Source organism: Pseudomonas sp. C9-3 (genome assembly GCF_032392015.1).
Lineage (GTDB): Bacteria > Pseudomonadota > Gammaproteobacteria > Pseudomonadales > Pseudomonadaceae > Pseudomonas > Pseudomonas nitroreducens.
Genome location: NZ_CP135919.1, coordinates 1,340,573 through 1,360,598, shown reverse-complemented (window position 1 = coordinate 1,360,598; position 20,026 = coordinate 1,340,573). Strand labels below are relative to the sequence as shown.

Annotated in this window: 16 protein-coding genes, 2 tRNA genes and 4 rRNA genes; 13 read left to right on the top strand and 9 right to left on the bottom strand. The window is 54.4% G+C overall.

The annotated features are described in order from the left end of the window. Window positions 1-98: 98 nt before the first annotated feature. From fabA to RS899_RS05950, 3 genes are all read left to right on the top strand, one after another. Window positions 99-614 (top strand): 3-hydroxyacyl-[acyl-carrier-protein] dehydratase FabA, encoded by a 516-nt coding sequence (fabA, locus tag RS899_RS05960; RefSeq protein WP_017517389.1) that lies wholly within the window; start codon window positions 99-101, stop codon window positions 612-614. A gap of 10 nt (window positions 615-624) precedes the next feature. After that, window positions 625-1,842, top strand: a complete 1,218-nt coding sequence (fabB, locus tag RS899_RS05955; RefSeq protein WP_024766931.1) for a beta-ketoacyl-ACP synthase I — start codon at window positions 625-627, stop codon at window positions 1,840-1,842. A gap of 118 nt (window positions 1,843-1,960) precedes the next feature. Next, window positions 1,961-2,419: a GNAT family N-acetyltransferase gene (locus RS899_RS05950; RefSeq protein WP_233300179.1), complete on the top strand. Its 459-nt coding sequence runs from the start codon at window positions 1,961-1,963 to the stop codon at window positions 2,417-2,419. A 171-nt stretch (window positions 2,420-2,590) separates the two neighbouring features. On the opposite strand, the gene rrf (RS899_RS05945) is transcribed toward RS899_RS05950, so the two are convergent. The 6 genes from rrf (RS899_RS05945) to RS899_RS05920 all read right to left on the bottom strand — a co-directional run bounded on the left by rrf (RS899_RS05945) (window position 2,591) and on the right by RS899_RS05920 (window position 7,963). Next, a 5S ribosomal RNA gene (rrf, locus tag RS899_RS05945) occupies window positions 2,591-2,706 on the bottom strand. 105 nt (window positions 2,707-2,811) lie between these two features. Continuing rightward, window positions 2,812-2,927 (bottom strand): 5S ribosomal RNA (gene rrf / locus RS899_RS05940). A gap of 134 nt (window positions 2,928-3,061) precedes the next feature. Then, window positions 3,062-5,953 (bottom strand): 23S ribosomal RNA (locus RS899_RS05935). A 230-nt stretch (window positions 5,954-6,183) separates the two neighbouring features. After that, window positions 6,184-6,259, bottom strand: a tRNA-Ala gene (locus RS899_RS05930). Window positions 6,260-6,285: 26 nt separating this feature from the next. Further along, window positions 6,286-6,362, bottom strand: a tRNA-Ile gene (locus RS899_RS05925). A 64-nt stretch (window positions 6,363-6,426) separates the two neighbouring features. Next, window positions 6,427-7,963 (bottom strand): 16S ribosomal RNA (locus RS899_RS05920). Together the 16S, 23S and 5S rRNA genes with 2 tRNA genes alongside form the textbook arrangement of a ribosomal RNA operon. Before the next feature lie 1,016 nt (window positions 7,964-8,979). On the opposite strand from RS899_RS05920, the gene RS899_RS05915 reads away from it, so the two are divergent. From RS899_RS05915 to RS899_RS05905, 3 genes are all read left to right on the top strand, one after another. Next, entirely contained in the window at window positions 8,980-9,462 is a 483-nt protein-coding gene (locus tag RS899_RS05915) for a phage antirepressor (protein ID WP_233300469.1), read from the top strand. A 305-nt stretch (window positions 9,463-9,767) separates the two neighbouring features. Then, the gene (locus RS899_RS05910; RefSeq protein ID WP_315809344.1) at window positions 9,768-11,156 is read left to right on the top strand and encodes a tyrosine-type recombinase/integrase; all 1,389 of its coding nucleotides are present in this window, start codon (window positions 9,768-9,770) and stop codon (window positions 11,154-11,156) included. Window positions 11,157-11,573: 417 nt separating this feature from the next. Beyond that, window positions 11,574-12,371 (top strand): hypothetical protein, encoded by a 798-nt coding sequence (locus RS899_RS05905; protein WP_315809343.1) that lies wholly within the window; start codon window positions 11,574-11,576, stop codon window positions 12,369-12,371. Here RS899_RS05905 and RS899_RS05900 read toward each other — a convergent pair. Together RS899_RS05900 and RS899_RS05895 are read right to left on the bottom strand one after the other, a co-directional pair. Next, window positions 12,304-13,869, bottom strand: a complete 1,566-nt coding sequence (locus RS899_RS05900) for a YfjI family protein (RefSeq protein ID WP_315809342.1) — start codon at window positions 13,867-13,869, stop codon at window positions 12,304-12,306. The two genes, RS899_RS05905 and RS899_RS05900, sit on opposite strands and share 68 nt — an antisense overlap. Continuing rightward, window positions 13,790-14,014 (bottom strand): helix-turn-helix transcriptional regulator, encoded by a 225-nt coding sequence (locus tag RS899_RS05895; protein WP_315809341.1) that lies wholly within the window; start codon window positions 14,012-14,014, stop codon window positions 13,790-13,792. The genes RS899_RS05900 and RS899_RS05895 overlap by 80 nt, the downstream gene beginning before the upstream one ends. 482 nt (window positions 14,015-14,496) lie before the next feature. Between RS899_RS05895 and RS899_RS05890 the strand changes: the two genes are divergently transcribed. Both RS899_RS05890 and RS899_RS05885 read left to right on the top strand, forming a co-directional pair. Next, window positions 14,497-14,826: a hypothetical protein gene (locus tag RS899_RS05890; protein ID WP_315809340.1), complete on the top strand. Its 330-nt coding sequence runs from the start codon at window positions 14,497-14,499 to the stop codon at window positions 14,824-14,826. Window positions 14,827-14,919: 93 nt separating this feature from the next. Beyond that, entirely contained in the window at window positions 14,920-15,888 is a 969-nt protein-coding gene (locus RS899_RS05885) for a DUF932 domain-containing protein (RefSeq protein ID WP_315809339.1), read from the top strand. A gap of 50 nt (window positions 15,889-15,938) precedes the next feature. Here the strand turns inward: RS899_RS05885 and RS899_RS05880 are convergent, their stop codons facing one another. After that, window positions 15,939-16,169: a helix-turn-helix transcriptional regulator gene (locus RS899_RS05880; protein ID WP_315809338.1), complete on the bottom strand. Its 231-nt coding sequence runs from the start codon at window positions 16,167-16,169 to the stop codon at window positions 15,939-15,941. 195 nt (window positions 16,170-16,364) lie between these two features. On the opposite strand from RS899_RS05880, the gene RS899_RS05875 reads away from it, so the two are divergent. The 5 genes from RS899_RS05875 (at window position 16,365) to csrA (ending at window position 20,021) form a co-directional block, all read left to right on the top strand. Then, a complete protein-coding gene (locus tag RS899_RS05875) occupies window positions 16,365-17,027 on the top strand; it encodes a hypothetical protein (RefSeq protein WP_315809337.1) in 663 nt (220 codons plus the stop codon). 70 nt (window positions 17,028-17,097) lie between these two features. Further along, window positions 17,098-17,691 carry a DUF4339 domain-containing protein gene (locus RS899_RS05870; RefSeq protein WP_315809336.1) on the top strand — a complete coding sequence of 198 codons (594 nt, stop codon included), beginning with the start codon at window positions 17,098-17,100 and terminating at the stop codon, window positions 17,689-17,691. A gap of 82 nt (window positions 17,692-17,773) precedes the next feature. Next, window positions 17,774-18,778: a lambda-exonuclease family protein gene (locus RS899_RS05865; RefSeq protein ID WP_315809335.1), complete on the top strand. Its 1,005-nt coding sequence runs from the start codon at window positions 17,774-17,776 to the stop codon at window positions 18,776-18,778. A 79-nt stretch (window positions 18,779-18,857) separates the two neighbouring features. After that, window positions 18,858-19,769 (top strand): hydrolase or metal-binding protein, encoded by a 912-nt coding sequence (locus tag RS899_RS05860; protein WP_315809334.1) that lies wholly within the window; start codon window positions 18,858-18,860, stop codon window positions 19,767-19,769. A 69-nt stretch (window positions 19,770-19,838) separates the two neighbouring features. Next, complete coding sequence (gene csrA, locus RS899_RS05855; protein ID WP_315809333.1) at window positions 19,839-20,021, top strand: carbon storage regulator CsrA; 183 nt, start codon at window positions 19,839-19,841, stop codon at window positions 20,019-20,021. The last annotated feature ends 5 nt before the right edge of the window (window positions 20,022-20,026 follow it).

Here is a 20,026-nt window from a genome sequence, read left to right as displayed (position 1 = left end):
CTAGGCTGCCGCATGACACCGTGACAAGAACGACGGTACGCGGCACCGCAGGCACAAGCCAAACAACGCCTGCTATCCAGGATTTTTGAGGAGCTCGCATGACCAAACAAAACGCCTTCACCCGAGAAGACCTGCTGCGCTGCAGCCGCGGCGAGCTCTTCGGCCCGGGTAATGCGCAACTGCCCGCCCCGAACATGCTGATGATCGACCGCATCACCCACATCAGTGATGTCGGCGGCAAGTACGGCAAGGGCGAACTGGTCGCCGAGCTGGATATCAACCCGGACCTGTGGTTCTTCGCCTGCCACTTCGAAGGCGACCCCGTCATGCCGGGCTGCCTGGGCCTCGACGCCATGTGGCAACTGGTAGGCTTCCACCTCGGCTGGCAGGGCAACCCCGGCCGCGGCCGCGCCCTGGGTTCGGGCGAAGTGAAGTTCTTCGGCCAGGTCCTGCCGACCGCCAAGAAAGTCACCTACAACATTCACATCAAGCGTACGATCAATCGTTCGCTGATCCTGGCCATCGCCGACGGCACCGTCAGCGTCGATGGCCGCGAAATCTACAGCGCCGAAGGCCTCCGCGTCGGCCTGTTCACTTCCACTGACAGCTTCTAAGGGTATCCGCATGCGTCGCGTCGTGATCACCGGTCTGGGCATTGTTTCCTGCCTGGGCAATGACAAAGACACCGTCTCCGCCAACCTGCGTGCAGGCCGTGCTGGCATCCGCCACAACCCCAGCTACGCCGAGATGGGCCTGCGCAGCCACGTGTCCGGTTCGGTCAACCTGAACCTGGAAGAGCTGATCGACCGCAAGGTCTTCCGCTTCATGGGCGACGCCGCCGCTTATGCCTACCTGGCAATGGAACAGGCGATCAAGGACTCCGGCCTCACCCCCGAGCAGATCTCCAACCCGCGCACCGGCCTGATCGCCGGCTCCGGCGGTGCTTCCACCCTGAACCAGATGGAAGCCATCGACACCCTGCGCGAGAAGGGCGTCAAGCGCATCGGCCCATACCGCGTGACCCGCACCATGGGCAGCACCGTATCTGCGTGCCTGGCCACTCCCTTCCAGATCAAGGGCGTGAACTACTCCATCTCCTCGGCCTGCGCCACCAGCGCGCATTGCATCGGCCAGGCCATGGAGCAGATCCAGCTGGGTAAGCAGGACGTCGTCTTCGCTGGCGGCGGTGAGGAAGAACACTGGAGCCAGAGCTGCCTGTTCGACGCCATGGGCGCCCTCTCCACCCAGTACAACGACACTCCGGAAAAAGCTTCCCGCGCCTACGACGCCAAGCGTGACGGCTTCGTCATCGCCGGCGGCGGCGGTATGGTCGTGGTCGAAGAGCTGGAACACGCCCTCAAGCGTGGTGCCAAGATCTACGCCGAGATCGTCGGCTACGGCGCCACTTCCGACGGCTACGACATGGTCGCCCCGAGCGGCGAAGGCGCCATCCGCTGCATGCAGCAGGCCCTGGCCACCGTCGACACCCCGATCGACTACCTGAACACCCACGGCACCTCCACCCCGGTCGGCGACGTTGCCGAAATCCGTGGCGTGCGCGAAGTGTTCGGCAGCAACGCCCCGGCCATCAGCTCCACCAAGAGCCTGTCCGGCCACTCCCTGGGCGCTGCTGGCGTTCACGAAGCGATCTACTGCCTGCTGATGATGGAAGGCAACTTCATCGCCGGCTCCGCAAACATCGACGAACTGGACCCGGAGGTCGCCGACCTGCCGATCCTGCGCGAGACCCGCGAAAACGCGAAGATCGACACCGTCATGAGCAACAGCTTCGGCTTCGGCGGCACCAACGCCACCCTGGTCCTGAAACGCCACAACGGCTGATCGGTGATCCAAACAAAAAAGGCGCCTCAGGGCGCCTTTTTTGTTGCCTGCGATTCCGCCCTACCCTCCCGCGCCCGATCCAGTCAGGATGAACAGGCTGATAACAGGGAGTACGCAGATGGATTTGATGATCAGACAAGCCCGCAGCAACGACGCCAAGGCCATCAGCCAGGTGATCGTGGCGGCGGTCAGGGAGAGCAACAGCCAGAACTACCCGACGAGCGTCATCGAGTCGGTGGTGGCGCACTTCACGCCTGAGCGGGTGATGGAATTACTCGAACATCGGTTGGCGTTCGTCGCCTTGCTGGGCGACCAGGTGGTCGGCACAGGCGCACTGGATGGCAATGCCGTGCGCAGCCTCTTCGTAGCGCCTCAGCAACAACGCAAAGGCGTCGGCCAGGGGCTGATGAGGCAAATCGAGAAGGCCGCCCTGGAGCGCGGTATAGACGCCCTGCTGGTCCCGTCATCCCTCACCGCGGAGAGCTTCTACTCGCATCTGGGCTATCACGTCGTACGCGAACAACTGCAGGGAGAAGAGCGCACCATCATCATGGCCAAGCGGCTTGTCCCTCTGTAGGAGCGAGCTTGCTCGCGAACCGAATCCCCAAGGCTCTAACCCGGAACGGCCCCTACCCCTCTCTACTCAAGGAGAAGGCAGCACCATACCGAAGCATCCTGCCGGCATTTTCCCGCCCCAAAAACAAAGCCCCCGATCAGCTTTCGCTGATCAGGGGCCTTGGAATTAGAAGCTTGACGATGACCTACTCTCACATGGAGAAACTCCACACTACCATCGGCGATGCATCGTTTCACTACTGAGTTCGGGATGGGATCAGGTGGTTCCAATGCTCTATGGTCGTCAAGCAATTCGGTTGGATGCTCGCCTTGGCGCTCATCCGAATTCGGGTTGCTTACACTAATAAGCAAAACCCCCGGCCAGCGAAGCTGACCAGGGGTCTTGGGATAGGAGCTTGACGATGACCTACTCTCACATGGAGAAACTCCACACTACCATCGGCGATGCGTCGTTTCACTACTGAGTTCGGGATGGGATCAGGTGGTTCCAACGCTCTATGGTCGTCAAGCAATTCTTTACGGACGCTCGTGGCAGTTGCACACGCTCATCCAGATTCGGGTATGTGACAGGTATTTGCGGTTCACACGAACTTTCGGTTCGTTACGTCTTCACCGTACAACACGCAAATTGTTTGGGTGTTATATGGTCAAGCCTCACGGGCAATTAGTATCGGTTAGCTCAACGCCTCACAGCGCTTACACACCCGACCTATCAACGTCGTAGTCTTCGACGGCCCTTTAGGGGAATCAAGTTCCCAGTGAGATCTCATCTTGAGGCTAGTTTCCCGCTTAGATGCTTTCAGCGGTTATCTATTCCGAACATAGCTACCCGGCAATGCCACTGGCGTGACAACCGGAACACCAGAGGTTCGTCCACTCCGGTCCTCTCGTACTAGGAGCAGCCCCTCTCAAATCTCAAACGTCCACGGCAGATAGGGACCGAACTGTCTCACGACGTTCTAAACCCAGCTCGCGTACCACTTTAAATGGCGAACAGCCATACCCTTGGGACCGGCTTCAGCCCCAGGATGTGATGAGCCGACATCGAGGTGCCAAACACCGCCGTCGATATGAACTCTTGGGCGGTATCAGCCTGTTATCCCCGGAGTACCTTTTATCCGTTGAGCGATGGCCCTTCCATACAGAACCACCGGATCACTAAGACCTACTTTCGTACCTGCTCGACGTGTCTGTCTCGCAGTCAAGCGCGCTTTTGCCTTTATACTCTACGACCGATTTCCGACCGGTCTGAGCGCACCTTCGTACTCCTCCGTTACTCTTTAGGAGGAGACCGCCCCAGTCAAACTGCCCACCATACACTGTCCTCGATCCGGATAACGGACCAGAGTTAGAACCTCAAGCATGCCAGGGTGGTATTTCAAGGATGGCTCCACGCAGACTGGCGTCCACGCTTCAAAGCCTCCCACCTATCCTACACAAGCAGGCTCAAAGTCCAGTGCAAAGCTACAGTAAAGGTTCACGGGGTCTTTCCGTCTAGCCGCGGATACACTGCATCTTCACAGCGATTTCAATTTCACTGAGTCTCGGGTGGAGACAGCGCCGCCATCGTTACGCCATTCGTGCAGGTCGGAACTTACCCGACAAGGAATTTCGCTACCTTAGGACCGTTATAGTTACGGCCGCCGTTTACCGGGGCTTCGATCAAGAGCTTCGCTTTCGCTAACCCCATCAATTAACCTTCCGGCACCGGGCAGGCGTCACACCCTATACGTCCACTTTCGTGTTTGCAGAGTGCTGTGTTTTTAATAAACAGTCGCAGCGGCCTGGTATCTTCGACCGGCATGGGCTTACGGAGTAAATCCTTAACCCTCGCCGGCGCACCTTCTCCCGAAGTTACGGTGCCATTTTGCCTAGTTCCTTCACCCGAGTTCTCTCAAGCGCCTTGGTATTCTCTACCCAACCACCTGTGTCGGTTTGGGGTACGGTTCCTAGTTACCTGAAGCTTAGAAGCTTTTCCTGGAAGCATGGCATCAACCACTTCATCATCTGAAAGATGACTCGTCATCAGCTCTCGGCATTAAGACCCCGGATTTACCTAAGATCTCTGCCTACCACCTTAAACTTGGACAACCAACGCCAAGCTGGCCTAGCCTTCTCCGTCCCTCCATCGCAGTAACTAGAAGTACAGGAATATTAACCTGTTTCCCATCGACTACGCTCTTCAGCCTCGCCTTAGGGACCGACTAACCCTGCGTCGATTAACGTTGCGCAGGAACCCTTGGTCTTTCGGCGTGGGAGTTTTTCACTCCCATTGTCGTTACTCATGTCAGCATTCGCACTTCTGATACCTCCAGCAAGCTTCTCAACTCACCTTCACAGGCTTACAGAACGCTCCTCTACCGCGCATCTTGCGATGCACCCGTAGCTTCGGTGTATGGTTTGAGCCCCGTTACATCTTCCGCGCAGGCCGACTCGACTAGTGAGCTATTACGCTTTCTTTAAAGGGTGGCTGCTTCTAAGCCAACCTCCTAGCTGTCTAAGCCTTCCCACATCGTTTACCACTTAACCATAACTTTGGGACCTTAGCTGACGGTCTGGGTTGTTTCCCTTTTCACGACGGACGTTAGCACCCGCCGTGTGTCTCCCACGCTGACACTTCCAGGTATTCGGAGTTTGCATCGGTTTGGTAAGTCGGGATGACCCCCTAGCCGAAACAGTGCTCTACCCCCTGGAGTGATACGTGAGGCGCTACCTAAATAGCTTTCGAGGAGAACCAGCTATCTCCGAGCTTGATTAGCCTTTCACTCCGATCCACAAGTCATCCCCTACCTTTTCAACGGGAGTGGGTTCGGTCCTCCAGTCAGTGTTACCTAACCTTCAACCTGCTCATGGATAGATCGCCCGGTTTCGGGTCTATACCCAGCGACTAAAACGCCCTATTAAGACTCGCTTTCGCTACGCCTTCCCTATACGGTTAAGCTCGCCACTGAATATAAGTCGCTGACCCATTATACAAAAGGTACGCAGTCACCTAACAAAGTAGGCTCCCACTGCTTGTACGCATACGGTTTCAGGTTCTATTTCACTCCCCTCTCCGGGGTTCTTTTCGCCTTTCCCTCACGGTACTGGTTCACTATCGGTCAGTCAGTAGTATTTAGCCTTGGAGGATGGTCCCCCCATATTCAGACAAAGTTTCTCGTGCTCCGTCCTACTCGATTTCACTTCAAAGAACCTTTCACATACGGGGCTATCACCCACTATGGCCGCACTTTCCAGAGCGTTCTGTTAGATTCAAAGAAGCTTAAGGGCTAGTCCCCGTTCGCTCGCCACTACTAAGGGAATCTCGGTTGATTTCTTTTCCTCAGGGTACTTAGATGTTTCAGTTCCCCTGGTTCGCCTCTTGCACCTATGTATTCAGTACAAGATACCCAGCTTATGCCGGGTGGGTTTCCCCATTCAGAGATCTCCGGATCAAAGTCTGTTTGCCGACTCCCCGAAGCTTATCGCAGGCTACCACGTCTTTCATCGCCTCTGACTGCCAAGGCATCCACCGTATGCGCTTCTTCACTTGACCATATAACCCCAAGCAATCTGGTTATTGTCTCGAACGTGAAGACGACATTCGCCGAAAATTCGCGCTTGAACTCGCAAATTTTACCTTGACTTGAATAATCACCAGTGAAAGAGATTATTCAGTCTACTTCTATCACATACCCAAATTTTTAAAGAACAGTTCTGGCACAAAGACCAGACATCAATGTTCGTTCAACCTGAACATTCATGTCTGAGCTTTCGACGATTTAATGGTGGAGCCAAGGAGGATCGAACTCCTGACCTCCTGCGTGCAAAGCAGGCGCTCTCCCAGCTGAGCTATGGCCCCATCGGATCGCAGCACACCACAACAATTGGTGGGTCTGGGCAGATTCGAACTGCCGACCTCACCCTTATCAGGGGTGCGCTCTAACCAACTGAGCTACAGACCCAATCGTCTAACCAGTGAATCAAGCAATTCGTGTGGGAGCTTATGAAGAAGCTGAGATCTTCGATTAAGGAGGTGATCCAGCCGCAGGTTCCCCTACGGCTACCTTGTTACGACTTCACCCCAGTCATGAATCACTCCGTGGTAACCGTCCCCCTTGCGGTTAGACTAGCTACTTCTGGAGCAACCCACTCCCATGGTGTGACGGGCGGTGTGTACAAGGCCCGGGAACGTATTCACCGTGACATTCTGATTCACGATTACTAGCGATTCCGACTTCACGCAGTCGAGTTGCAGACTGCGATCCGGACTACGATCGGTTTTATGGGATTAGCTCCACCTCGCGGCTTGGCAACCCTCTGTACCGACCATTGTAGCACGTGTGTAGCCCTGGCCGTAAGGGCCATGATGACTTGACGTCATCCCCACCTTCCTCCGGTTTGTCACCGGCAGTCTCCTTAGAGTGCCCACCATAACGTGCTGGTAACTAAGGACAAGGGTTGCGCTCGTTACGGGACTTAACCCAACATCTCACGACACGAGCTGACGACAGCCATGCAGCACCTGTGTTCCGATTCCCGAAGGCACTCTCGCATCTCTGCAAGATTCCGGACATGTCAAGGCCAGGTAAGGTTCTTCGCGTTGCTTCGAATTAAACCACATGCTCCACCGCTTGTGCGGGCCCCCGTCAATTCATTTGAGTTTTAACCTTGCGGCCGTACTCCCCAGGCGGTCGACTTATCGCGTTAGCTGCGCCACTAAGATCTCAAGGATCCCAACGGCTAGTCGACATCGTTTACGGCGTGGACTACCAGGGTATCTAATCCTGTTTGCTCCCCACGCTTTCGCACCTCAGTGTCAGTATCAGTCCAGGTGGTCGCCTTCGCCACTGGTGTTCCTTCCTATATCTACGCATTTCACCGCTACACAGGAAATTCCACCACCCTCTACCGTACTCTAGTCAGGCAGTTATGGATGCAGTTCCCAGGTTGAGCCCGGGGATTTCACATCCATCTTACCAAACCACCTACGCGCGCTTTACGCCCAGTAATTCCGATTAACGCTTGCACCCTTCGTATTACCGCGGCTGCTGGCACGAAGTTAGCCGGTGCTTATTCTGTTGGTAACGTCAAAACAGCAAGGTATTAACTTACTGCCCTTCCTCCCAACTTAAAGTGCTTTACAATCCGAAGACCTTCTTCACACACGCGGCATGGCTGGATCAGGCTTTCGCCCATTGTCCAATATTCCCCACTGCTGCCTCCCGTAGGAGTCTGGACCGTGTCTCAGTTCCAGTGTGACTGATCATCCTCTCAGACCAGTTACGGATCGTCGCCTTGGTAGGCCTTTACCCCACCAACTAGCTAATCCGACCTAGGCTCATCTGATAGCGCAAGGCCCGAAGGTCCCCTGCTTTCTCCCGTAGGACGTATGCGGTATTAGCGTTCCTTTCGAAACGTTGTCCCCCACTACCAGGCAGATTCCTAGGCATTACTCACCCGTCCGCCGCTGAATCCGGGAGCAAGCTCCCATCATCCGCTCGACTTGCATGTGTTAGGCCTGCCGCCAGCGTTCAATCTGAGCCATGATCAAACTCTTCAGTTCAATACTGCTTGGGTTTTGAGAAAACCCTAAACTTGGCTCAGCAATCGCATGCTCAATTTAATGAGCTAAAACTCTCGAATTCACGAGTGTTACTTGCGTTGCTGATAATCAGTCGATCATCAGTCTTACATCACAAGCACCCACACGAATTGCTTGATTCAACTTGTTAAAGAGCAGTTGGTTAAGGCTTTCGTCTCAACCGAGGCGCGCATTCTACGCTAACCTCATCTTTCGTCAAGCTTTATTTTTCGAAAATTTCTTTTCTACTCAATCGCTTGGGCTTCCGAGAAGTCAAACCCCTCATCAGCGGGAGGCGCATTCTACAGCGATCAAACTCACTGTCAAGCACCTCGGCGACCTTCTTTTCAGCTCGCTGCCGGAGCAGCTAATGAAGAGCGGCAAGTGAATCACCTGCCTGATCACCACTCGCAACCTCGAATCTCTGTAAGTACTTGATTTTCAAGTTCTTTCAGCGCTTCGTCGCTGGGAGTGGTGCGCATTATAGGGAGTTTAAATTGGCCGTCAACGACTTTTTGCAGAAAGATGACAAAGGACCTCTCCCCTCCTCCTTCCATATAGAAGGAGCACCGTCCTGCAGCCGCACCACCCCAGGCGCATCAGCAACGACCATGCAACTGAATCGCGCGCCCATATAGAGAAGACGCCGCCGAACCGCCCATCTCGAGACACGCCTCCCAGATTCCTACGCGCTTTGCAGGTTGCCGCCTCCGAAAGCCTTCTTCCATCCTCCGTCCGTCACGGTCAATCCCGTGACCGGGTTTAGCGACTTGAAGAGATGGCGCGATTGCGCTGAAGGCGCATGCGGGAAACAGCGACTATTTCCTGTAGGCCCTTTCACGCCTGTAGTATTCACTACTGGCTCTATGGCGGATCGCGCGGGGAGACCCTCGGGTCTGCCGGTTCCATCTCCCGGTTCGCTAACCCTGCGCGGTCCGCCACCCTTTGAATAGCGACAACGTGTGGCGACTCCTCAACCTCGTAGATGGAGCTTCACCATGCAAGACGCCTACAGACCTGTCGCCTTCCAACGCCACACCCACCAACTGCGCGCAGTCCTGATCGACCGCCAACCCTGCGACTTCGCCCGTCTGATCAACGCCCGCCGCCCCTACCGCCTGCCCCAGCGCATGGACCCAGAACAGAAACACGCCGTCATCCTGGAATACCTCAGCGGTTTCCACGAGGAAGTAGAGGTCATCAGCGAATCCGGCGCCTACAAAGCCCTCTACCGCTTCTGGCACCCCGAACACCGCAACATCGCCAAATGGCTCAGCGACGAAGTCCTCCCAATCCTCCACGACTCCCAGCACATCCCCGGCAGCAACCCTCAGCGCACCTTCATGACTTGGGCCGACCAACGCATCGGCGTCATCAAGAGGCAAGGGGAAATCTGGATAGCGCGACGAGACCTACCAACCTTCCTGGCGGCGCAGGATGATTGGCCACTGAGGGACGCGCCGAGCTGGCGGTCGATATAGAGAGTTGTTGAGGGAAGAGAGATGCAAAAAGGCCGGCTCATTGCTGAACCGGCCTTTTCAAATTTGGTCGGGACGGAGTGATTCGAACACTCTACCCCTTGCACCCCATGCAGGTAAAAGCCCTTCCAGCGGAATCCAAGCGAGTCCAATAAAAACAGCTCAACCCATTGAACCTACTAGAGTATTTAGACTTTACCATCCAAAATAGTCCGAAGCCATGCAACGAAAGCCGATCTCATTTGGCAACGAATTGGCAACCAGATAGTCTCAATTGGCAACCAATTGGCAACGGGGAAACTAACCAGATGGCCAAGATCACAGACCGTCAGATGACGGCCAAACCGGGTACGAGCGACAAGTGGCTGAGCGAGGTTGCCATCTGGGGACACGGCAGCTTGGTGGCCCGTATCACTCCAAGCGGCGAGCGCCTCTTCTACTTCCGCTACACCAACAGCAGCAGTGAGCGCATCACTCTCCCCATTGGCACATACAGTCGCGATGGTAGCGAAGGCACTATGACACTCGCTGAAGCAGGTCAGCGGGCTAAAGAGCTTGCCGGGCTTCATAAGTCAGGCGTCAGAGATGTAAAGCAACATCTAGAAGCCGAGGAAGCTTCTCGTGTGGCGGCGCGCGATGCTGAACTTGCACGGGTCGCCACAGAGAAAGCTGCATCGGAGGCGGCCCAAGCCCGACAAGCCGCCAGAAAAACCGTCCGGCATCTGTTCGACCACTGGGCCAAGGTCGACTTAATCAACCGCAAGGACGGGGGCGCAGAAGTCCGCCGCATGTTCGAGAAAGATGTTCTGCCTTTCCTCGGCAAAATGGCCGTCGAAGATGTGAAAAAAGGTCACGTCACCGAGGTAACGGACGCTCTGCTCGCTCGTGGCGTAAACCGGATGGCGAAGATGATCTTCAGCCTGATGCGCCAGATGTTCCGATTCGCCGTAGACCGGGATTTAATTGATCACGATCCGACTGCGAGTATTCGCAAAGCCAAAATTGGCGGCAAGGACGTCGAGCGAGATCGCGTATTGAGCGAGGAAGAAATCCGCACACTGGCAAGGCTCACCCCACAAGCCGGCCTACTCCCCTCTTCAGAGGCTGCAATTTGGATTGCTTTGTCTACCTGCTGCCGCATCGGCGAGCTGCTGAATGCTCGATGGGAGAACGTCGACCTCATCAAAGGCAACTGGCACATACCCGCAGAGCAAAGCAAAAACGGTAAGGCCCACAACGTAACCCTCTCGCCGTTCGCCATCCAACGATTCAAGGCCATCATGGCAATAAGCGCTGCCAGCGAATGGTGCTATCCCAACACCCAAAATAGTGGCCCTGTCTGCTCAAAGACTGTGACCAAGCAGCTTGGCGATAGGCAACGCCTGCCAGATCAAGGGACCCTGAGCAACAGAAGCGCCAATGCTCAGGCGCTACTCCTCCCTGGAGGGAAATGGACTCCACACGATCTTAGGCGAACGGGTGCCACGATCATGACGGCCCTTGGTGTCCTCCCTGAAGTCGCTGAACGCTGCCTCAACCACACAGAGGAAAACAAGGTTAAGCGCACCTACCAACGCCATAGCTACGTCAAGGAAATGGCGGAAGCGTGGCAGACTCTGGGGCGGCACCTAGAGCAAATAACCCTCCAAGCACAGCATCCGCCTCAAGGAGAACGTCACACAGCCATCTTTGATTGATCGGCGGCCACGGGATAACAATTCGAAGGATTCGGCTTGCTTCACAACTCAGTTTACCGGGGAAAAGTAACCCGCCAAGCAGCAGCACTCCTTCTAGTTTTCCCCAAATTGCTCGCCTGGAGACTCGGGGAGCTTTCCTAGACCTTGCCTGTGATACACAGTAAGAAAGCCTCGATCCGAGCAGTTCCAAGCGCTAGCTCCAGTATTCTCCAGCCAGTCCTGTCGAGGAAATAGATGTAGGCGCTAGATACGTCAACCACAAACCCTATGCATGCCTCTACGGCGTATAGACGATATCTCTACTCAGCTAGCAAGGGCTTTCCGGGACGATCGGAATTGCATAGTCTTGACCATAAGGCTATACGTAGATTCTGTACTACCACGACTGGGAAAATAAAGGCCTGGAAAGGAACCCCAATGACTAGCTACAAACAACCAGCCTCAAAAGTCAAAAGAAAACAAACCATCGCCCCTTCACAGAAAAAAAATGAGAACTTCCCCACACATCCAGAATTAATACCTACAGAGGACACCAAGAGCTTCCTTTTTCAAATAAGACAGATTCTTGAATCAAAATTCATCAGGCATTGGGGAAACCTTTCCGCCCAAGAAATAAGAAAAAAAGAAGCATCCCTGGCAAGCTTCTGCGAGAAAATAGAAGAAATCTCAAAGTCAAAGGAGATCAAATGGAAGGAAATATTATCCTGCTACTACTGGAGCAAAAGCAAAGAAGGAGAAAAAAAAGGAATACTTAGAAAGCATTTCTTCTATGCCACACTCTACTACCTGGAAGCAAAAGAGGCATTAAAAAAACAAGAAAACAAAAAAACAGACAGAGCATTCACTCTAGCATCACACTCCGCCTATCACATTGGAATTATAGAGGGGTATGAGCACCGCTTGATTGAAGAGCAAGCAAGATCTCTTCGAGGAAAGATAGGAAATAAAGTCTCACAAAGCAATAGAGAGAAAACCAAAAAACACTTAGAAGCCCTTCTTAGAAGCCCTCCAAAAAGATGGCCAGATATTATCAAAACCGCCATCCTATTATCTCCCGCCATCAGCGACTTCAGAGAAAGTCTAGGAGCCCCTCCTCCGAAATGGGACCCCAGCCAATTCATAATTAACGAAATAAGCAAAGCGGGCTCTATAAAAAACGCCTACGACGAGAACTGTCTCTCCCAATACCGTCAAAATAGGATTTCGGCAAAGTGACGTTCGCCCTAGACCTAGAGCAAAGCTCAACACAAAAAAGACGTCCTTGATGAATGAAATCTATCTCCCCATTTTCCCGCATATAATCCAAAACAGGCTCTAGGCGACTCTTTGTTCGAATCCCCTTAGGAGCATACTGATAAAGCTTGGTCTTAGGAAAATAGTCATATCCCATTTCCCAATGTTCATCAAACCACTCCCTAAGCTTATTTACATCCACCTCCAGCTGGGTTGGCGCCATAAACACCTCCCTGAATTGATCAGAGCACCAGAAGCAAAATTTTATAGCATAGTCTAGAGTTTCCTTTGAAATCTCACCTTCTCCATATTCATAAACATGAAGCAACGCCGCCACCCTGGAAATATTTTCAGCAAGTTTTGATGCGTGATCCCCCATACCAAAAAATCTCCCGCCCTCTTTTATTTCCACCTCAATCGCATTATAGACACTTATCCATCGCCTACAGGCTTCAGGCGAAAACTCAATCACGCCGCGCACCCTACCAGGATTCGAGAGAAGTTCAACATTCCGCTCAAGATAGCTTAACAAGCGCACCGAAAACTCATTACAATGCTCCCATGAAAGTGTTCCATTTTTTATAATCCTTTTTCCCTGCATCGAAATAGGTCGCGACACTAAAAACCTAGCCCACAAACCAGACCCTCGCGCCATTTCACCATGACGCTTAATGTAGTTATCAAAAGCACTTGGCTGCACCAACATAGAGACCGTCAATCTAGCGCCGTCAACTCTGTAACTTTCGCTACTTTTACGCTCTACAGATATAGAATCACCACTCCACAAGGAGTTCTGTTTCGCCAGATCATTAAATGCTCTACCATTTAGAATACCGCCCTCTGTCGAAGTTAATCCTGCAGAAGGCAAATCCTGCGACAAACCGAAAAACAACGCTTCCGATGTAGAATCTTCATACAGGGCTTTAAACCTCCTGGGCTTCGTAGGCCTAGACTTTGAAAGCTTCATAAGCTTAGCCTCCTCCTCCTCAACAGGCTCACCTTGAGCCGCAAGCCTCCCTATCACCCTAAGGAGCTCCTTACTCTTCGAGGAAATAACATCATTCTGAAATTCCCACCCCTTAAACTCCCACTTATATATACTATCCCGAGCCTCCTGAAACTCCCTTATAGTGCGAGAGAAGACATTATCAGTAGTAGTTTTTCTATCACCTGAGGCCGCAATAGTGCACAGCATCAACGACAAAGGAACACATTGACCATTCGGCTTCCGCACATCAAAAAGCCCTTGAACGGCAATTGCTATGGCCGACAGCGCACTAAAATATATCATTGGGCGAGGAGCCTGAACGTTATTCTCGACCTCATCCATAATCTTGCGAAAATTAGATAACGGCGGATAATCTGGAAACTTACCCTCAGGACTCGGCAAGCTAGCATGTTCATTTATTGTCATTTGCAACCCCACTACTAGTGGGCGACATAGTTCTAGCCCGTATCCAACCAGCAATCTCTTCTTCAACCCACGCCACGGCTCCTCCTTTACAAATCGCCCCCGAAAGCTTTACCGGAAGAGGGAAAGTCGAGTCATAACGCGGCGACTTCGGATTCATTCGGTCATAGATGGTAGAGCGGCTCAAGCCTATGAGCTGAACCAATATCTTCATGCGCACTAGCCGAGGAGTAACACTACCTCCTCGCTCATCACATCCTGCCAAGCTCACAATTTCAAGACACTGCATAGACCCTCCCTTTCGCTTACATCTGATGAGCGAAGAGTAGAGATATCTATGCAAGACGTACGGTATCCGCTTAAAAAACCATGAACTTAATTAAGCAAAGGCATTGACAATCTGTAAAATCTCAAAATTGAATTTAGGAATTCCAGCATGACAGCAAAAATAGCTGCTATTTTTGCTATCGATAGCAGGAATAGCAGTGGCAATGACGAGTCTCGGAACGTCATGCTCAGCCGTTTCGGTAGACCGCAAACGACCACTTCGCTGAAGCGTGACTGCTGATTTCACGTCGACTTGAACACCCATTCCACGGCTATCCGGCCACTCTCCCAGCCCTGAGCGCGGCCATCCGATTCAAAAAAATCTCAGCCATACATCACCGCAGTGACATAAGCCCTAAGGAGGCCCCCATGTCACTGCAATGCCCTCGCTGTCACTCCCAGAAAGTCGCGTCCTTACAGCACGCCATGAGAATCGGCGCCGCCATCGGCACCGTAGGTGGTATTGCGCGCGGCGTCAGCGCTGCCCTGGCAGGTATCCAGACTGGCACGGCTATCGGCGCGCTCGCCGGACCGGCTGGCATCACCCTCGGCTCCGTATCGGGCGCCATCCTCGGCGGCCTGGTTGGTGGTGTTGGAGGCTGCGCACTCGGCGCTCAGCTGGGTGAGTCGCTCGACCGCCACATCCTGGCCCAAAACCTCTGCCTACTCTGCGGACATCGCTTCAATCTGCCTGCCTGATCGCAGCCCACACACCCGTCCCATTTAATTCGTCCGGATAGTGCTGCGCCTCGCGCGCGCTATATGTCGACTATTTTCTAAAGGAAATCCCTCATGGCTCATCTCGTAGAAAACATGGCCTACGTTGGCGTAGCTCCCTGGCACGGCCTAGGTAGTCGTCTGTCGCAGCGACAACCACTCGAAGTCTGGCAGCGTGAAGCAGGCATGGACTGGCAGATCCAGGAAAGCCCAGTTCACTTCAAATCAGATTCGGTAGGCCACCTTGGCAGCATCCACTCCTTCCCCGAACAAAAGGTGCTCTATCGCTCTGATACGAAGGCTCCCCTCTCCGTCGTCTCTCAACGCTATCAAGTCGTGCAACCGCGAGAGGTGTTGGAGTTCTACCGGGACCTCACACAAGTCTCCGGCTACGAGCTTGAAACCGCCGGCGTGCTCAAAGGCGGTCGTAAGTTTTGGGCACTGGCTCGCACCGGACAGAACACCTCGCTGAAGGGCAACGACCTGGTTAACGGTTATCTGCTGTTGGCTACGTCCTGCGACGGGACTTTAGCCACAACAGCCACTCCGACAACCGTACGGGTGGTGTGCAACAACACCCTCACCATCGCCATCGACGGCGCCACCCGGGCGATCAAAGTCCCGCACAGCACCCGCTTCGACGCTCAGGCTGTGAAGAAGCAACTCGGCATCGCAGTCTCGCAATGGGACGAGTTCATGTACCGCATGCGTATCTTGGCTGACACCCAGGTACACCCGCGCGAAGCAACGAGCTTTTTCATGAACGTCCTGTGCGACGTGAGGGCAAACCAGGAAATACCCGAAAAGCTCGTTAACGAGCGCGCATTACGTAAGGTGCATGAACTGTATGAGGGCGCCGGGCGCGGTTCGCATCTGGAAGCAGCTAAGGGAACCGCGTGGGGACTGCTCAATGCAGTCACAGAGTTTGTAGATCACGAGCGGCGTGCGCGCAGCAATGAGTACCGCATGGACTCCGCGTGGTTTGGTCAGGGTGCGGTGATCAAGCAGAAGGCGTTGGATGCTGCTCTGGCGCTAGCAGCGTAACTAGCGCCAAGCATCCATTGCCCTTCAGAACGAGCGAAACGGTATGGAAGTCACAGGCTCTCAAACAACAGTGATATCGAAATACCCAGTGCATCAGCCAACACCTTAATAGCATCAAGGCTCGGATTAGCTCCGCCGGTTTCTATACGCGACATGTAAGTCCGAGCAAACCCACACATCTCTGCAAACTCCTCTTGCGTTACCCCACTAGCCACCCGCAACTCCCGGACTCGGGAGCCGAAGCGTATGCGGAGAGCTGGATGCTGGGAGGGATGCGTCATTCCCAGATCGTTGATTAATGTGATCTAATCGTGAACACACTAATCGTGACATTGCACAGTTTTCTCATTCCAAAACCACAGCGGTCCTCACTCGGGAGCCTGTCATGCAAGACACGAACTCCTCTTAAGGGGCGTTAGCAAACCCGCATCCACCGACAGATCCACTCAGCAAGGAAAACTCAGAGAGGGAAGCCCATGAAAATCGCAGTACTCGTAGCCCTTGTTCTGGCTACCGCAGCAACGGTCACTCAAGCGGCTAACAACGTCATGCCCTGCTCAAATCCGTGGAGCCTGAAAAGCTCACCATTTGAGGGTCTATTCACTGCCGCTGAGGGACCGGCCAGCACATGCTTGCCGCTCGATGCCCCTAAAGTCGCTCGCCTCGTCATGCCCAATGGTGAGGTGCGGTTCGTATCTGGCTTCAAGCCGGTCACCTGTGGTGATGATGGAATCTGCGCCCTGGGCAAGGATTTCTACGGCAATGCGCCCAAAGGAAACTATGTCGTCGCGGCAGGTTGGTACATGGGCGTCGACACAGCCGGTAACCCGGTTTCCTATGCCAATGGCACAGGCCCTGGCTTCAACGGGAAACGTCAGACTGCCAACTCTCTAGGCAAGCGAGAGCCTGGTGAAAAATTCCATGCCGTCTGCCCTATCAACGATAGCGACTACTGCACCGTCGATACGGTCTTGGGGCTTGTCACGGTGAAACTGGCCAGCCTGCCCATCATTGGCATTCCGGCCGTCAACGAAGCGGATGTGGCAGCCAAAGGAGGGAACTGCGACTCCCTGCCCATGTGCTACGACAAGAAAGGCAATCAGATCGGCGTAAATGCCGACATGCTCCCGAAAAAATAACCCCCTAAATCCCCCAATGCCCTGTGGAAGCCATCTTCCGCAGCGGGCCGGCTCACCCTAAGGAAATGTCATGAGCACCAGTTTTGATAACGCCCAATCCAACGGCGCTGACGCAGTCGGCAATCAATGGCACTACGAGCAGAACGGCGAACGCAAAGGCGGCTTCGATCAACAGCAGATCATCGATTTGATCCGCAGTGGAACGCTGACCTACGGCTCGATGGTTTGGAAGAAAGGCATGACCGCATGGGTCAAGATTGAGCAAACAGAGCTTCGCCAGCACCTGGATGAGTTTGGGCCGCCGCCCCTCACCGGCTCCGGCGTAAACAATAAGATTGTCTGGCTGATCGCCTTCGCTCCGATCATTGGCTATCTGCTGGAGTCCTTCGTTGCCGGTCTGTTCGGTGCGAATGAAGCACAGTGGGAGCGAGCCATGTCGGAGAACCGCTACTGGTACGTCACCCTGGCGTTGAACATCGGCTTGTCGGTGCTCGACTCCAAGCGTCTCAAACAAGCCGGTCATGATGTCAGCCGCTTCAAAGGCTGGGTATTTGTGGTGCCGGTTTACCTGTATCAGCGCTCCAAACTGCTGAACCAAAACCTCGCCTACTTCATCACCTGGATCGTCTGTTTCTTCATCAGCATTGGTGCTCACCAGGGCTAAGCGCCCCAACGCATCAGCAGCAAATCCCTTGCATGCCCAGCCGGTGAAGACCTGCTGGGCTTTTTTATGCCCGGAGGCTTCTATGGCCCACGCCTATTTCACCCCCAGCTCGGACCTACCTCGCCCAGCCGTACGCTTGGTAAGCACGAAGGATCTGTCTCGCGATGACTGGCTTGCTGTCCGCAAACGCGGCATTGGCAGCTCCGATGCAGCCGCTGCTGTCGGCCTTAACCCCTACAAGTCACAGCTGGAGTTATGGCTGGAGAAAACCGGCCGCGATTCAGGATTACCTAAGAGCGATGTGAACGATGAGGAAAGCCCCACCTACTGGGGCAACATCCTGGAATCGATCGTTGCGCGGCATTACACCCAGCGCACCGGCAATCGAGTACGCCGTATCAATGCCGTGCTGCAGCATCCTGACGCGAAGCTCGATTGGATGCTCGCAAACATCGATCGTGAAGTCATCGGCTCAGAGGAAGTCCAAATCCTCGAGTGCAAGACCGCTGGGATCAATGGCGCCAGCCTTTGGAGAGAAGGAGTACCCGTCTACGTACAACTGCAGGTGATGCACCAGTTGGCGGTGACTGGAAAGCAGGCTGCGGATGTAGCTGTACTGCTCGGTGGTCAACATCTGGAGATCCACCGAATTGAGCGTGATGACGAGCTCATCCATTGGCTGATCGAACTGGAGAAAGAGTTTTGGGGCTACGTTCTTCGTGACACTCCACCGCCGGCAGATGGATCTGAATCGGCAGAACGTGCATTGCGTTGTCTGTATCCCCTAGACCAGGGACGCACACTGGATTTTTCTGAAGACGCATTCCTGTCATCGGCGTTCGATGAACTGAAATCTGTGCGCGCCACTCTCGACCGTCAGGGCAAGCGCGAGGCGGAGCTGAAGCAGCAGCTGCAACAGGCCATGGGAGATGCCAGTCGAGCGGTGTTCGCCAATGGCATGGTGTCCTGGCGCAAGACAAAAGACAGCGTCGTGTTCGATGTCGCTCAAGCTCTTAAAGAAAAGCCCTATCTCCTCGCACGCTACCCCACCACCAAATCCGGCAGCCGCCGGTTCTTGATTCTCTGAATGCGATTCCCCCATTGGCCACCCCGGTGCAATTGCACATCGGGGTGGCCTTTTTTACTCATCCACTGGAGAGCCACTAATGCTCAAAGGCCTGGCTATTACCCCGCCAGTGATCGGGCGGATTTCCATCGGCAAGGTCGTCGAAAAGAACGGCAAACGCCTACCGGAGAAAGACGACCAATTCACTATCACCACCCAAGTTCAGATACGGGATCACTGGCTGCTACACCCTATCGACGAAGAGCTACGCAAAGCTCAAGGCGGCAAGATCCGCAGCATCCCGATCCGCCTGCTATTCAATGCTCCAGATCTAAATTTTCGTGCTGAGTACTACCTGTTCGATCGCCAGACCGGTCGTCCAATCTGCGTGGGCAATGGCGAGATTTGCAGGCGCCGCGGCAAAGACGGAGTCGAGTCGATGCCCTGCCCTTCGCCTGACTGCTGCCCACTCGCCAAGGGCGGCGCCTGTAAGCCCTATGGCCGGCTCAACGTTGCCATCGGAGATGAGGACTCACTAGGCAGCTTTGTGTTTCGTACGACGGGCTTCAACAGCATTCGTACCTTGGCGGCTCGACTGCAGTACCTCCAGGCAATCTCCGGCAATCGTTTGGCCTGTCTTCCGCTGGAGCTACGTCTTCGTGGAAAGTCGACACGGCAAAGTCATGGGCTGCCGATCTTCTACGTGGACATCACTGTGCGTAACGGCATGTCGATGGAAGAAGCGCTGCACCATGCCCGTGAAGTCGATGAGACACGACAGGCTGCAGGCTTTGATCAGAGCTCCCTAGACGCAGCAGCGCATTTGGGGTTAGCCAATGCAGCCTTCGAGGACAGCGAAGATGCGTGTGAAGTCATAGTCCAGGAGCTCCGTCCTGAAGCCCCGACCGCTGCAGGCATATCCCCAACCACAGCGGGCACACCTGACAGCTTAACCACACGCCCCACGCTCTCGGCGCTCCTGCGTGATAGGGCCCAAGCACGCAATCAGTAACTCACCAATGGACGACGACAGGCATCGAGATTAGCTCGAGGCCGACCTACACCCACAGGAGCAAGAACCATGCTTAGCCTCACGCGCAGCGTCGGCAAAACCATCCGCATTGGCGATGACATTGAGGTCGTCATTCTTCGCATCAGAGGCAACCAGGTGCGAGTCGGAATCTCCGCGCCGCCCCACATCACGGTGCATCGCGATGAGGTCTATCGCCGCATCCAAGCTAACCTGGGACCGCCCTGCTGCTAGGCAGT